We start from the raw sequence: 14102 nt of genomic DNA, 5'->3' as shown, positions 1-14102 counted from the left end.
ACATGACTGACCTCACCCCTCGTGAAATTGTATCCGAACTTGATCGGTTTATTATTGGCCAAAAGGACGCCAAGCGTGCTGTTGCAGTAGCCTTGCGCAACCGTTGGCGCCGCAAACAGCTTAGCGATGATCTGCGTGATGAGGTCTACCCCAAGAATATTCTGATGATCGGGCCAACTGGCGTCGGCAAAACAGAAATCAGCCGGCGACTGGCGAAACTTGCGCGCGCGCCCTTCATCAAAGTTGAGGCCACGAAATTCACCGAAGTGGGTTATGTCGGACGTGATGTGGAACAAATCATTCGCGATTTGGTCGACACCGCGATCTTGGATACGCGCGAACACATGCGCGAAGACGTGAAAGCAAAAGCATTAGAAGCCGCAGAGAACCGCGTGATCACCGCCGTTGCAGGCACCGATGCACGTGATGGCACCCGAGAAATGTTCCGCCGAAAACTAAAGTCGGGCGAACTTGATGATACTGTGATCGAACTGGATATCGCTGACACATCAAACCCGCTCAGCGGTTTTGAAATCCCCGGACAACCCGGTGGCATGGCGGGCATGATGAACCTTGGCGATTTGTTCGGCAAAATGGGCGGTCGCACGGTCAAGAAAAAGATGACTGTCGCACAGAGTTACGAAGTCCTGATCGCCGACGAAGCAGACAAGCTATTGGATGATGAAACCGTCACCAGAGCTGCGCTTGAGGCGGTTGAACAAAACGGCATCGTCTTCTTGGACGAAATCGACAAAGTTTGCGCGCGTTCTGATGCGCGCGGTGCGGATGTTTCGCGCGAAGGTGTGCAACGTGATCTCTTGCCATTGATCGAGGGAACCACTGTTTCCACCAAACACGGCCCGATCAAGACGGATCATATTCTGTTTATCGCGTCCGGTGCTTTTCACGTGGCAAAACCCTCTGACCTCTTGCCAGAGCTTCAGGGCCGTTTGCCGATCCGCGTTGAACTACAAGCGCTGACCGAAGCAGATTTTGTACGCATCCTGACAGAAACTGATAACGCGCTAACCCGCCAATACACTGCCCTGATGGACACCGAAGAAGTTACCGTTAGCTTTGAAGCTGACGGCATCGCCGCGCTTGCCAAAATCGCGGCAGAAGTCAATGAGTCCGTCGAAAACATCGGCGCACGTCGGCTCTATACGATTATGGAACGTGTGTTCGAAGATCTGTCGTTCAACGCACCAGACCGTAGTGGCGACGCGATCACCGTGAATGCGGAATTTGTTGAACAGCACCTCGGAGAGCTGGCACGTTCAACTGACGTGAGCCGCTACGTGTTGTGATTTCGCCGCACTGCGCATTTGGGGCTTTCCTTTTGCGCGGTGCGGGATCACCAAAGGCGTATGCATTCATTCGCCTCTTATCTTCGCTTTATTAAAGACAACGCGCCGTTCCTTGCGGTCGGCGCGCTTCTTTCTGCTCTGTCCAGTTTCGGGCAAACATTTCTAATCGCTGTCTTTGCCGGTGAAATCCGTGCGGAATATGGCCTGTCAAATGGTCAATGGGGCACCATCTATATGGTTGCGACCATGACTTCGGCCGCGGTGATGGTCTACGCAGGCGGGCTTACCGACCGGTTTCGGGTCAGAAGCCTCGGTGTGCTGGTTCTTGTCTTGCTTGCACTTTCATGTGTTGGAATGGCGCTGAATACACATGTCTTGGGCCTTGTTCTGATTGTCTTTTGCCTGCGCCTGTTTGGTCAGGGCATGAGCAGCACAATTTCGGTTGTCGCCATATCACGATGGTTCATCGCAACACGCGGCCGGGCGCTAGCGGTATCCACATTGGGTTTTATCATTGCAGAAGCAACTTTACCGCTGACAAGCGTTTGGCTGAAATCGCATGCTGACTGGCGGACAATCTGGTTGGGCTTTGCGGGTTTCATCATAGTGATGATTCCGCTGCTGTGGATTTTGTTGAAACGCGAACGCACCCCGCAATCCGCAGCCAAAGAAGATACGGCAACTGGCATGGACGATCGGCATTGGACACGGGCCGAAGCCCTGAAACATCCGCTATTCTGGACCCTTGCACCGGCGATGGCGCTATTTCCAATGTTGGCTACGGCATTCTGGTTTCACCAAGTGCATTTTGCGGAACTTAAGGGATGGGAACATCTCAAATTCGTTGCAGTCTTTCCGTTGGGGACCTTTACCTTCATGGGGGCGACATTTCTATTTGGTTGGGCTGTCGATAAATACGGGGTGGGGCGGTTGTTGCCCATCTATCTGCTGCCTTACTCAGTCGCGTTTATCATCCACGCTTTTTCGCCCACGATTGGTTGGTCCGCATTGGGCGTAATCTTGATGGGTCTTGTTGGCGGCGGGCAAGCCACACTGCCTGGATCAGTGTGGAGCACATATTTCGGCACCGCCTACATTGGCTCCATCAAGTCTGCTTCTGTCGCCTTAATGGTACTGGGTTCTGCAATCGGGCCAGGATTGTCTGGGTGGCTCATCGACATCGGTGTCGGGTTCGATACGCAGCTTTTGTTTTATTCCGCCACGTTTATCATTGCCTCATTAGCCATGGTTCCAGCGGTGAGAAAAGCCGAGGCCCGGCTACCTGCCGCGTCGTAGATAAACATAGTACGCGCCATGACCACCATGTCGAATATGTGCTGGCGTCACTTGCAAAATCGCGTGGTTCAGTGGTGGTAGGGCAAGCCACTGCGGCACCTGATGTCGCAATATCCCTTGGCGTGTTGGAATTGGGCCGCCGTCATCGCGATCTTTGCCTTTGCCTGTAATGACCAGAACCAACCTGCGACCAACCGCCTGCGATCCGAGGATAAACGCCACCAATTCCGGATGCGCTTCGTTCATGGTCATCCCATGTAGATCAATACGCGCCTCTGGAACCAACTTGCCGCGTTTCATTTTTCCAAATGATTTATGATCCATTTGGACCGGCGCACGCTTTAGTCGCTCGGAAATATCCGGCAAAATATCATGAGAGCGGTGAACATTCGCCTTTTGCCCAACGCGAAACTGCGGCACCGGAGCAAAGTCATCATGGGTCGGCTTTTTGGCAGGTTTCTCGGGTGCTGCTTTCGCGCGACGCGGGGCGTTGGTTTCCAAAGGTTTAGCGCGCTCCGCAACCCGGTCCCAAAGTGCCCGTTCTTCCTCTGATAGATTTCTGGGTCTACGCATCAGTGGCCTCGTCCACACAGTTTATCCGCCATCGCATTCGGCAAAAGAACCACCATACGTCCCGTTTCATTGACGTCGCCCGCACGTTCGCCAGCGGTCTGTCCTGTTCCAAAGAAAATATCAGCCCGTTGTGACCCCTTTATGGCCGAACCAGTATCTTGTGCCACCATCAACTGTGTCATCTTGGCGTTTTCGATCCAAACGGGCGCCCCAAGGGGAATGCGATCCGGGTCGACAGCAATTGAACGCAAAGGCGTGATAGATTTGCCTAGCGTCCCAATCGGCCCCTGATCTGCTGCTACCTGCGTCAATTCTCGAAAAAACACGTAGCTTTCGTTTTCCCATAGTAACCTGCGACCTGCGTCACCATTGCGTTTAATCCATGCACGAATGGTTTCTGGGCTGATTTCCTCGGCAGAAAGCGCGGACCGTGCTATCAACAATTTCCCAATCGACGTATAGGCTCGCCCATTTTTACCAGCAAACCCGACGCGCATTTTGTGCCCATCACTAAGGACAATTCGTCCAGATCCCTGAACCTGTAGAAAAAACAGATCAACTGGATCGGCGAGATACGCAATCTCTAGTCCATGCCCGGCCAGTGCTTGGTCATGGTCGATTTGCTTGCGGGTAAATGCGCTTGGGTCTTCTGGGAGCGCATAAATCGGCACGCAAAATGTATCTGTTGGTTCACGTGAACCCGTAATTTCGGGTTCGTAGTAACCTGTGAATAGGCAAGGTGATCCATCCTCAATCAACACAGGCGTGAAATTTGTCTCAAAGAAACTACGCGCGGTTTGATAGTGCGCTGATAAGGCACGCCAGTCCTGATCCGCGAAATCCGTGGCCGTGGTCAGAAAAACATCAAGGGCGGCCTGATGATCATCAGCCGCCCAATTCGTCAACGCATCATACGACAGTCGCCTATATGCCAGTTCGGCCATCGCCCGCGCTGCGCCTTATTCACCAGTTGCAACAAGTTTCCAGTTTGGATCACCAGAATCCATCTGACGCATAAAGGTCCAGGTATCTTTCTGGCGTTTCACTTCTTTTTCGCTGCCTTCGACAATATCGCCGGCGTTGTCGCGCACAACCGACGTCATCTCGGATTTGAAGCGAACAGAAATTTCGGCCTCTTTACCAGCTTCGTGGAACTCTGCTGACGCCAAAGACATATCGCTGATCCCGATGAACGTCGCATCGACCGTCAGTCCCTTGCGTTTACGGTCTTCGACAACATAGGCGAATGCCTCGTAAACTTCTTCTGAGATGAAAGGTTTGATCGACGCAAGATCACCGTTCTCGAATGCCATGAGGATCATTTCATATGCGGCACGGGCACCACCAAGAAATTCAGAAACATTAAAGGTCGGGTCGACACGCTTCATACTCGCCAATGCAATCGCGGCAGCGCTGCCTTCGGAGACGTGATCGGTGATATCCAAATCGGGCCCGTCCTTGACCAGCTCAAGCTCGGGTTTATTGCCGCGGCGGTCATCTTGCGATGGGCGGACAACTGGCTTTTCGAAACCTTCTCGGGTTCCCAAAACCCCGCGCAACCGCACGAACAAGAAGACGGCAATGCCAGCCAGCACCAGAATTTCAATTAAAGAGTTCATTCGGACCTCAATTTGGGTGAGGCATGGAAACATGCCTGTTCACACCCTATGTAGGGCCTGCATGGTGCCAAGTCCACCGTGCCCCGTTAAGATAGAAAGGTGCCAACCATGTGGCTGTTGCTTGCATTCATTGCGATCCCGATGATCGAAATCACGCTGTTCATTCAGGTGGGCGGCCTGATTGGGATCGGTTGGACGCTTTTGATTGTTTTGGCGACTGCAATCGCCGGGTCGTATCTGGTGCGCCAGCAAGGCTTGCGTGAATTGGGTAAATTGCAGCAGTCGTTTTCGGCGCTTCAGGATCCGACCGAACCTTTGGCAAATGGTGCGATGATCCTATTTGCTGGTGCGCTATTGCTCACACCCGGATTTTTCACTGACGTTGTCGGATTGTCATTGCTTGTACCACAAGTGCGCCACGCTGCATATCTGTGGGGGAGATCACGGATCAATGTCGCCAGTTTTTCGATGGGCGCCCAGCAATCATATCAGCCGCGACCTGACGACCAAGTGATTGACGGTGAATTTCAGGACATCACCGGAGACAAAAAACCAACACACCCACCGTCTGGGTGGACCCGCCATTGAGCCTTAGGACATTGACTGCTAGGAAAACGCCAACAGAATTTAACCGGAGCAGTTTATAATGTCTGATACCCCAGAAAACGGTGCCGCACCGGCACAACCCGCGCAGGTCAACAGCCGCGTCATGGCGCAATACATCCGCGACATGTCATTTGAAAACATCCTTGCTCAGAAGGGTGTAACCGGCGATGCGCAACCAGAAATTCAAGTTCAAGTGAACCTCGATGCGCGCAAGCGTTCTGCTGAAAACCAGTACGAAGTCATCACAAAGCTGAACATCACCAGCAAGACCAAAGAAAAGGGCGAAGCGCTTTTCGTTTTGGAAATCGAATATGCTGGCGTATTCCACGTCGAGGGCGTGCCAGATGAGCAAATGCACCCTTATCTGTTGATTGAATGCCCACGTATCACATTCCCATTCCTGCGTCGTATCGTCAGCGATATTACACGTGACGGCGGCTTCCCCGCTCTGAACTTGGAAACTATTGATTTCCTTGCGCTCTACCGCACAGAGCTGGCACGTCGTGCAGAAGCTGAAAAAGCAAAAGCTAACTAAGCTTTTTCCACAACGCATCGTCGCCCAGTTTGTCAACAAAGGCAGTATGGGCGGCGGTTTCTTCGGCAGTAATCAAAGACGCTAACGGCTGTGGGCGCGCAGTTGGCCGCCAATCATCTGACTGACCATTGTTTGACTTGGCCTGCGTATTTGCCCCAAGCGCAAAATCAGGCTGACGACCACCGATCAGTTCTAGATACACATCCGCAAGAATTTCACTATCGAGCAACGCCCCGTGAAGCGTCCGCGAAGAGTTGTCGATGCCAAAGCGACGGCAAAGCGCATCCAATGATGCGGGCGACCCTGGAAACTTGCGACGGGCAATCGCCAAAGTATCAAGCGATTGATCCATCGGCAGCAATGGCCGCCCGACCCATCCTAGCTCTGCATTCAGGAATTTCATATCAAATGCAGCATTGTGGATGACCAGCTTTGAATCGCCGATAAAATCGATAAAATCCTGAGCAATATCTTTGAATACAGGTTTGTCGCGCAGCGTTTCTTGGCCCGGTTTTGGGTCTTGGGGAGGCTCTAGCAAATCTGGACCAATGCCGTGAACACCGAATGCCTCGGCAGGCATTGATCGTTCCGGATTGATGTATTGGTGGTAGGTCCGCCCCGTCGGCATATGCCCGATCAGTTCGATAGCACCGATTTCAACGATCCGGTCACCGTCATGCGGTTCAAACCCGGTCGTTTCGGTATCAAGTACGATCTCGCGCATCAGATTGCCTCTTTAGTTTCGCAATCAGTTTTCGCACAGCATCGCGGGTATCGTCCAGCGTCAGCGTTTCAATAATGTGATCCGCGCGCGCACGCTTGTCGCTATCGGGTAGCTGCCGATCAAGAATGGTTTGAAATTGCGTTTCTGTCATTCCCGGTCTGCTTAGAACACGTTCTTTTTGAACCTCAGCAGGGGCAGTGACCACCAATACAGAATCCAACCACGCGTCCGCGTTGGTTTCAAACAACAAAGGAATGTCAAAAACGACAAGCGGTACATCAGATTTTGCCAGAAACGCTTGGCGGCTTTGGGCAACCAAAGGATGCACAATCTTTTCCAATTTGCTCATGACACTGGCGTCTCTCGCGATTAGTTCCTTTAGAACCTCTCGTGAAACTGCGTCATCAACAATCGCATCAGGAAACACCTGGCCAATAGGTGCGACCGCTGCTCCGCCCTTTGCATAGAGCGTATGAACAGTCGCATCTGCATCCCAAACGGGGATACCTTCGTCGCGGAACATCCGTGCGGTCGTGGATTTCCCCATCCCAATGGACCCGGTCAATCCAAGGCGATGCGTCATGCCAAAACAGCCTGGCGGGTTGCCTCGTCAACAATTGGACGTTTGCCAAACCAACGTTCAAACCCTGGCACACCCTGATGAAGCAGCATCCCAAGCCCATCTACTGTTGTGCAGCCAAGTTTTTCTGCCGCGTTCAAGAATGGCGTACGAAGCGGGTTATAAACGATGTCAGTTACGACAGTTTCAGGGCGCAACCCATCCAAGGGGACTTTAAACTCTGCCGCGCCTTTCATTCCCAATGACGTGGTGTTGATAACAACCTGTGCTTCTTCTAATACTGTTCCGGCCTGAACCCAATCAACCACACGAATACGCGCACCAAAATCCGCGCGAAGCGCCTCTGCCTTGGCCCGCGTGCGATTGGTCAGGATGATTTCTGGAACTCCAGCATCGGCAAGCGCAACGATAACAGCACGCGCGGCACCACCGGCACCGAATATAACGGCGGGGCCTGATTTAGGATCCCAGCTAGGCGCGCCCTGCCTGAGATTAGAAATAAATCCGTAACCATCTGTATTATCAGCAAAAATACGACCATCATCTTTGAAGGTCAGCGTATTAGCCGCGCCGATCAGCGTCGCACGATCTGAGATGTGGTCGACGAACTGCAAAACGTCAACTTTGTGCGGCAGCGTTACGTTTACACCGACGAACCCCTGTTCTGGCAAATGGCGCAATGTGGCTTCTAGGTCAGCCTCGGCCACCTGAAGCGCCGTGTATTCACCCGGCAAACCATATGTCTTTAACCAATATCCATGCAGTTTAGGTGATAAGGAATGAGAAATCGGATTCCCAATGACGCAAGCTTTGGGCGTTTGGGTCATGACGGCAGCGTCCCCCGCAGTGATAGATATGATAGTAGCTCGAGTAGCGGCAGTCCAAGCACGTTGAAATAATCCCCCTCAATGCGCGTGAACAACCGCACACCTTCTTCTTCCAGCTTATATGCTCCTACAGCATGACGAATGCTTTCCCAGTTGCGTTCGACATAATCGGCCAAATATGTGTCGCTCGCGTCACGCATTTGCAGGCGAACGACACCAACATGACGCCACAGTGGTTTACCTTCGCCATAGATGACAGCTGCAGACAACAATTGATGACGCTGCCCCCGTAGGCTCTTCAATTGTGCGAGCGCCTGCTCTGGGCTTTCTGGTTTGCTATATACTGTGCGTTTCAACGCGAGAACCTGATCGCAACCAATCACCAAAGCATCTGGATGCTTTGACGCGACGCGCTGTGCCTTAAGTTCAGCCAATGTATCTGCGATATCGCGGGGAGAGGCTTCTTCGGCCTCTAGCGACTGCCGAACTGCGTCTTCATCAACGCGCGCCTTGACCACCGAAAAAGAAACACCGGCGTTCCGCAACAAAGTTGCGCGAATTTCAGAGCCAGAAGCCAAGATGATATTTTCGGTCATGTGGATAACCTTTTGGAAAAACTCTGTGTCAGTTTGCGCGTTAGCTGTGGGACAGTTCAGCGAAAATCTGGGCATGTGAGAAAGTCGAAACTTATGCCCGCCTTTATGCCGATTTTTCCACGGTGGGAAAGGATAACTGTGCCCTGTGGAAGAATCGTGCGGATTCATAGAGTCAATGTCACGAATCGCGGCTACGGCAAAAATTCACTTACCTATAAGTTATTGTTTTTATATATTAATTACACAAAACTGACAACTAGGATCAAAATATTTTCCTGTGGCCTACCATGGGATAAGTCTGCGGATGAAAAAACAAACCACAGAAAATCCGCATACAATCATCATCATCATCTTTTCTTCTTATATTAATTTATTAAGAGGTAACTGACGGAAGAAAGAGAAAGACATGCTGGATTTTCTGAGTGGTTATTACCAATGGATCAAAGCGATCCATATTATGGCGGTCATCTCGTGGATGGCAGGTATGTTCTATCTTCCTCGCTTGTTTGTATACCATGCGGAGCGCGCGGCGGTTGGATCAGAGCTCGATCAGACTTTTCAAATTATGGAAGAGAAGCTGCTAAAGGTGATCATCAACCCCGCGATGATTGTAACTTGGGTTGCTGGGTTGACCATGCTGGCGCTGGGTGCATTCGATTGGGGATCTGTCTGGGCATGGGCGAAAATCATCGCCGTCCTGATGATGAGCGGATTTCACGGATGGCTAAGCAAACGTCGCAAAGAATTCGCTGCTGGAACAAATACACGTTCGGGCAAGGTCTATCGGATCGCGAACGAGGTTCCGACAGTCCTTATGATCATTATCGTCATTGCAGTGATTGTTCGGCCATTCTAGCAAGTCGTTGACTCGTCGGTCTTGGTTGCTTATGTCTGCACCAGCTTCCCGTCCGGGAAAGTGGTTTTCCTTTTCTATATGCAAAGACACTGGTCATTTGGCTGGTGAAGGATTTTATGATGTCACAAGACCGTCTGAACCTTGCCGATCTCAAAGCGCAAAGCCCGAAAGACCTTCTTTCGCTGGCTGAGGAGCTCGAAATCGAGAACGCATCGACGATGCGCAAAGGCGATATGATGTTCGCTATCCTCAAAGAACGCGCCGACGATGAATGGATCATTGGCGGGGATGGGGTGCTAGAAGTCCTTCAAGATGGATTCGGTTTTCTGCGCTCGCCCGAGGCAAACTACCTGCCAGGCCCGGATGATATCTACGTTTCACCTGAAATGATCCGTCAGCATTCGTTGCGGACAGGGGATACCGTCGAAGGTGTGATGAAGGAACCGAACGACAACGAACGGTACTTTGCGCTGACTTCGGTTGAGCGGATCAACTTTGAAGATCCGGAGAAAGCGAAGCACAAGGTTGCATTTGACAACCTGACACCGCTTTACCCCGAAGAACGGCTGAAGATGGAAGTCGAAGATCCGACGATCAAAGATCGTTCTGCGCGGATTATCGATCTTGTTGCGCCAATCGGTAAGGGACAGCGTTCGTTGATTGTTGCGCCACCACGAACCGGTAAGACGGTTCTGTTGCAAAACATCGCGAACTCTATCGAGAAAAATCACCCAGAGTGCTATCTGATTGTTCTGTTGATCGACGAACGCCCTGAAGAAGTGACCGACATGCAGCGTTCTGTAAAAGGTGAGGTGGTATCATCGACCTTTGATGAACCAGCATCACGCCACGTTGCCGTGTCTGAGATGGTCATCGAAAAGGCGAAACGCCTTGTCGAACATAAACGCGATGTTGTGATCCTGCTGGACTCGATCACGCGTCTTGGGCGCGCGTTCAACACGACTGTGCCTTCATCCGGTAAGGTTCTGACCGGTGGTGTGGATGCGAATGCGCTACAACGACCAAAACGTTTCTTTGGTGCCGCACGTAACATCGAAGAAGGCGGGTCTCTGACCATCATCGCGACGGCTCTGATTGATACTGGTTCCCGTATGGACGAGGTTATCTTTGAAGAGTTCAAAGGTACGGGTAACTCTGAAATCGTTCTGGATCGTAAAGTTGCGGATAAACGTGTCTTCCCTGCGATGGATATCCTGAAATCAGGCACCCGGAAAGAAGAGCTGTTGGTCGACAAAGGTGATCTGGCCAAGACTTACGTGCTGCGGCGTATCTTGAACCCAATGGGAACGACTGATGCGATCGAATTCTTGATCGGGAAGCTGAAGCAGACGAAATCTAACGCTGACTTCTTTGACTCAATGAACACGTAACTTGTTGTTATAAAACAATAGGTTAATTATGGACACAATTTTTGCCTTAGCAACTGCAAAGGGCCGCGCAGGTGTTGCTGTGGTTCGATTGTCAGGTAAAAACGCGGTGAAAGCTGCGGGACGATTGATGGGGAATGTGCCCAGCAATCGCGGTGTTCGTGTATTGTCTAATCAAAACGGCCAACTCTTGGATGAAGCGTTGGTTTTGAACTTTGCTGAAGGCAAAAGTTTTACCGGCGAAAGCGTCATTGAACTACACCTTCACGGAAGCCCTGCCGTCGTGAGTGCTGTCTTAGGTGTATTGGGAAACGATCCAGAGTTAAGGCCAGCTGACCCCGGTGAATTTACGCGTCGCGCGTTAGACAATGGTCGTCTGGATTTGGCCCAGGTCGAGGGCCTTGCTGATCTGATTGACGCTGAAACCGAAAGTCAGCGCAAACAAGCAGTCCGTGTATTTTCAGGTGCTCTCGGGGATTTGGCCGAAGATTGGCGAAAAAAACTGATCCGCGCAGCGGCTTTGCTTGAGGCGACAATTGATTTTGCCGACGAAGAAGTGCCCGTCGACGTGACACCGGAAGTGAGCGCATTGATCGCTGATGTGAAATCACAGATGCGTCGCGAAGCAGAAGGGGTCAAAATAGCGGAACGCCTCCGCGACGGATTTGAGGTCGCAATTATTGGCGCGCCCAATACAGGTAAATCCACGTTGCTTAATCGGCTGGCCGGTCGCGAAGTCGCGATTACATCTGAAATCGCTGGAACAACCCGCGATGTCATTGAGGTTCAGCTCGATCTTGATGGGATGGCGGTCACTATGCTCGATACCGCGGGGATGCGCGAAACGGACGATGTGGTCGAGGGAATTGGTGTTCAACGCGCGAAAGAGCGCGCTGCTACGGCAGATATTCGTGTCCACATGTTGATGCATAATGATGAATACCCACTTCATATAGATGACAGTGATATTATTGTTCGGGCAAAGTCAGATATTCATGATGCGGAAGGCTTTGGGATTTCTGGAAAAACTGGCGCCGGCGTTGATGAGTTAGTAGATCGAATTGGCAGTATTCTAAAGGAGCGGGTGGCATCAGTTGGCGTTGCAATGCGCGAACGACATCGTGTCGCAATGATCCGAGCAATTGGCTATTTGGACGCTGCGGAGAATGATCTTGAGCAGCAGCACGGAATGGCTGATCTGACAGCCGAGGAACTTAGGTCAGCTATTCGCGCAGTGGATAGCCTTGTCGGGCGTATTGATGTAGAACAAGTTCTTGACGAAATCTTTTCCAGCTTTTGCATCGGGAAATAGGAGTGTTTCACGTGAAACATCATGACTTCGACGTAATAGTAATTGGCGGCGGTCACGCCGGAGCAGAGGCCGCTCATGCAGCGTCGCGGATGGGCGCAAACACGGCTCTGATCACATTGACCAAAGAATCCATTGGCGTGATGTCGTGCAATCCAGCGATTGGTGGTCTCGGTAAGGGGCATCTAGTACGTGAGATTGACGCGCTCGATGGTGTTATGGGGCAAGTTGCTGATCGTGCGGGTATCCAATTTCGGTTGTTAAATCGGAAAAAGGGACCGGCGGTACAGGGCCCGCGTGCGCAAGCAGATCGCGAAATATACCGTACTACGATGCAGGCTACGCTAGATTTAGTACCAAACCTAAAAGTCATTGAAGGTGAAGCAACCGATCTACTGATGGATGGGGGACGTGTTGCTGGTGTTGTCTTAGATAATGATCAGCAGTTGCGCGCTTCTGGCGTGATTTTGACGACCGGAACCTTCCTGCGCGGCGTCATTCATATCGGAGATGTATCACGCCCAGGTGGTCGGATGGGAGATAAGCCATCTGTCAAAATGGCAGAGCGGCTTGATAGCTTCAGCCTTCCGCTTGGTCGGCTGAAGACGGGGACGCCGCCCCGATTAGACGGGCGTACCATTCGTTGGGATCTTCTCGAATCACAACCGTCTGATTCAGAACCTACGATGTTTTCATTCCTTTCCACGAAACCGTTTGTTCGCCAGATTGATTGCGGTATCACGCATACAAATACCAAAACCCATGACATCATTCGCGCAAACCTTGATCGTTCAGCAATGTATGGTGGGCACATTGATGGTGTCGGCCCACGGTACTGTCCGTCGATTGAAGATAAAGTCGTTCGGTTCGCTGATAAGGAATCCCATCAAATATTTCTCGAACCAGAGGGGCTGAATGACCATACAGTTTACCCCAATGGTATTTCGACTTCTTTGCCTGAAGATGTGCAAGCAGACTACGTTAATTCGATCTATGGTCTTGAAAACACATCGATTCTTCAGCCCGGATATGCGATTGAATACGACTATGTGGATCCGCGCGCTCTTAAACCAACGTTAGAATTGCGTGATGTTCCGGGGCTATATCTAGCTGGACAAATCAACGGAACGACAGGTTATGAGGAAGCAGCGGCGCAGGGGATGGTTGCTGGTTTGAACGCTGCCGCATTTGCGCAAGAGAAAGAAGAAGTCATCTTTAGTCGTCGGACGTCTTATATTGGCGTTATGGTGGATGATTTGATTACGAGGGGCGTTTCCGAACCCTATCGGATGTTCACTTCACGGGCTGAATTTAGGCTTTCTTTGCGCGCAGATAACGCAGATCAGCGTCTTACCGGGGTTGGTCGTGAATTGGGATGTGTTTCTGACGCCCGTTGGGATTCATTTTCCGAAAAGATGAACAAAATTGAAAAGGCAAAAGGAAGTCTTTCAAATATTTCGCTATCTGCAAGGGAAATAGCGGGGCAGGGCGTGAATTTGAATCCCGATGGGCCGCGTCGTTCTGCATTAGACGCATTGGCCCTGACTGATTTCAATTTTGATCATCTTGAGTCTCTCGTAGGGGGCGCGGATGAAATTGATGAGCCGATTAAGGATCAAATCAAAAAAGATGCACTCTATGCTCATTATGTCGCCCGTCAAGAGCGCGATATCGCTGCGCTAGAGCGCGACGAAAAGCAAATTATACCAGACGATATAGATTATGGTCTGGTTAAGGGCCTCTCGAACGAAATCGTGGGAAAGTTAAACGCAACGCGTCCGACAACGATTGCTCAAGCTGGTAGAATTGAAGGAATGACTCCCGCGGCTTTGATGTTGATTATTAGTATGATCAAGCGTGGCCAACAGGCGAATACAGGTAGCTAA

General features: G+C 51.3%; 15 protein-coding genes. 8 read left to right on the top strand and 7 right to left on the bottom strand.

Annotated features, from left to right (window positions below; all coding sequences use genetic code 11):
- The first annotated feature begins 2 nt into the window (after positions 1 to 2).
- Complete coding sequence (gene hslU / locus TW80_RS11745; protein WP_045997566.1) at positions 3 to 1307, top strand: ATP-dependent protease ATPase subunit HslU; 1305 nt, start codon at positions 3 to 5, stop codon at positions 1305 to 1307.
- Between the two features lie 60 nt (positions 1308 to 1367).
- Positions 1368 to 2603: an MFS transporter gene (locus TW80_RS11740; RefSeq protein ID WP_045997565.1), complete on the top strand. Its 1236-nt coding sequence runs from the start codon at positions 1368 to 1370 to the stop codon at positions 2601 to 2603.
- On the opposite strand, the gene TW80_RS11735 is transcribed toward TW80_RS11740, so the two are convergent.
- Genes TW80_RS11735 through TW80_RS11725 form a run of 3 tightly spaced genes read right to left on the bottom strand, consistent with a single transcriptional unit; the run spans position 2586 to position 4795 of the window.
- Positions 2586 to 3176, bottom strand: a complete 591-nt coding sequence (locus TW80_RS11735) for a Smr/MutS family protein (protein ID WP_045997564.1) — start codon at positions 3174 to 3176, stop codon at positions 2586 to 2588. The two genes, TW80_RS11740 and TW80_RS11735, sit on opposite strands and share 18 nt — an antisense overlap.
- The gene (gene mltA, locus TW80_RS11730) at positions 3176 to 4120 is read right to left on the bottom strand and encodes a murein transglycosylase A (protein ID WP_045997563.1); all 945 of its coding nucleotides are present in this window, start codon (positions 4118 to 4120) and stop codon (positions 3176 to 3178) included. The genes TW80_RS11735 and mltA overlap by 1 nt, the downstream gene beginning before the upstream one ends.
- A 15-nt stretch (positions 4121 to 4135) precedes the next feature.
- Complete coding sequence (locus tag TW80_RS11725; protein WP_045997562.1) at positions 4136 to 4795, bottom strand: Tim44/TimA family putative adaptor protein; 660 nt, start codon at positions 4793 to 4795, stop codon at positions 4136 to 4138.
- A gap of 108 nt (positions 4796 to 4903) precedes the next feature.
- Here TW80_RS11725 and TW80_RS11720 point away from each other — a divergent pair, with 108 nt between their 5' ends.
- Positions 4904 to 5383 (top strand): FxsA family protein, encoded by a 480-nt coding sequence (locus TW80_RS11720; RefSeq protein ID WP_045997561.1) that lies wholly within the window; start codon positions 4904 to 4906, stop codon positions 5381 to 5383.
- 58 nt (positions 5384 to 5441) lie between these two features.
- Positions 5442 to 5936 (top strand): protein-export chaperone SecB, encoded by a 495-nt coding sequence (gene secB, locus TW80_RS11715; RefSeq protein WP_045997560.1) that lies wholly within the window; start codon positions 5442 to 5444, stop codon positions 5934 to 5936.
- On the opposite strand, the gene dnaQ is transcribed toward secB, so the two are convergent.
- The 4 genes from dnaQ to TW80_RS11695 are packed head-to-tail and all read right to left on the bottom strand — an operon-like array spanning position 5929 to position 8663.
- Positions 5929 to 6660, bottom strand: coding sequence for a DNA polymerase III subunit epsilon (dnaQ, locus tag TW80_RS11710; RefSeq protein ID WP_045997559.1), 732 nt, complete (start codon positions 6658 to 6660; stop codon positions 5929 to 5931). The two genes, secB and dnaQ, sit on opposite strands and share 8 nt — an antisense overlap.
- Entirely contained in the window at positions 6641 to 7243 is a 603-nt protein-coding gene (gene coaE, locus TW80_RS11705) for a dephospho-CoA kinase (RefSeq protein WP_045997558.1), read from the bottom strand. Before coaE ends, dnaQ begins: the two co-directional genes overlap by 20 nt.
- On the bottom strand, positions 7240 to 8067 hold the full coding sequence (locus TW80_RS11700) for a shikimate dehydrogenase (RefSeq protein WP_045997557.1): 828 nt from the start codon (positions 8065 to 8067) through the stop codon (positions 7240 to 7242). Before TW80_RS11700 ends, coaE begins: the two co-directional genes overlap by 4 nt.
- On the bottom strand, positions 8064 to 8663 hold the full coding sequence (locus tag TW80_RS11695) for a Maf family protein (protein WP_045997556.1): 600 nt from the start codon (positions 8661 to 8663) through the stop codon (positions 8064 to 8066). Before TW80_RS11695 ends, TW80_RS11700 begins: the two co-directional genes overlap by 4 nt.
- Positions 8664 to 9069: 406 nt before the next feature.
- Between TW80_RS11695 and hemJ the strand changes: the two genes are divergently transcribed.
- From hemJ to mnmG, 4 genes are all read left to right on the top strand, one after another.
- A complete protein-coding gene (hemJ, locus tag TW80_RS11690; RefSeq protein ID WP_045997555.1) occupies positions 9070 to 9519 on the top strand; it encodes a protoporphyrinogen oxidase HemJ in 450 nt (149 codons plus the stop codon).
- Between the two features lie 119 nt (positions 9520 to 9638).
- Entirely contained in the window at positions 9639 to 10910 is a 1272-nt protein-coding gene (gene rho / locus TW80_RS11685; RefSeq protein ID WP_045997671.1) for a transcription termination factor Rho, read from the top strand.
- A gap of 28 nt (positions 10911 to 10938) precedes the next feature.
- A complete protein-coding gene (gene mnmE, locus TW80_RS11680) occupies positions 10939 to 12219 on the top strand; it encodes a tRNA uridine-5-carboxymethylaminomethyl(34) synthesis GTPase MnmE (protein WP_045997554.1) in 1281 nt (426 codons plus the stop codon).
- A gap of 11 nt (positions 12220 to 12230) precedes the next feature.
- Entirely contained in the window at positions 12231 to 14102 is a 1872-nt protein-coding gene (gene mnmG / locus TW80_RS11675) for a tRNA uridine-5-carboxymethylaminomethyl(34) synthesis enzyme MnmG (protein ID WP_045997670.1), read from the top strand.

The sequence above is a fragment of the Loktanella sp. S4079 genome, from assembly GCF_000967725.1.
Classification (GTDB): domain Bacteria; phylum Pseudomonadota; class Alphaproteobacteria; order Rhodobacterales; family Rhodobacteraceae; genus Yoonia.
The sequence above is the reverse complement of the archived record's forward strand: the minus strand, read 5'-3'. Positions and strand labels throughout refer to the sequence as shown.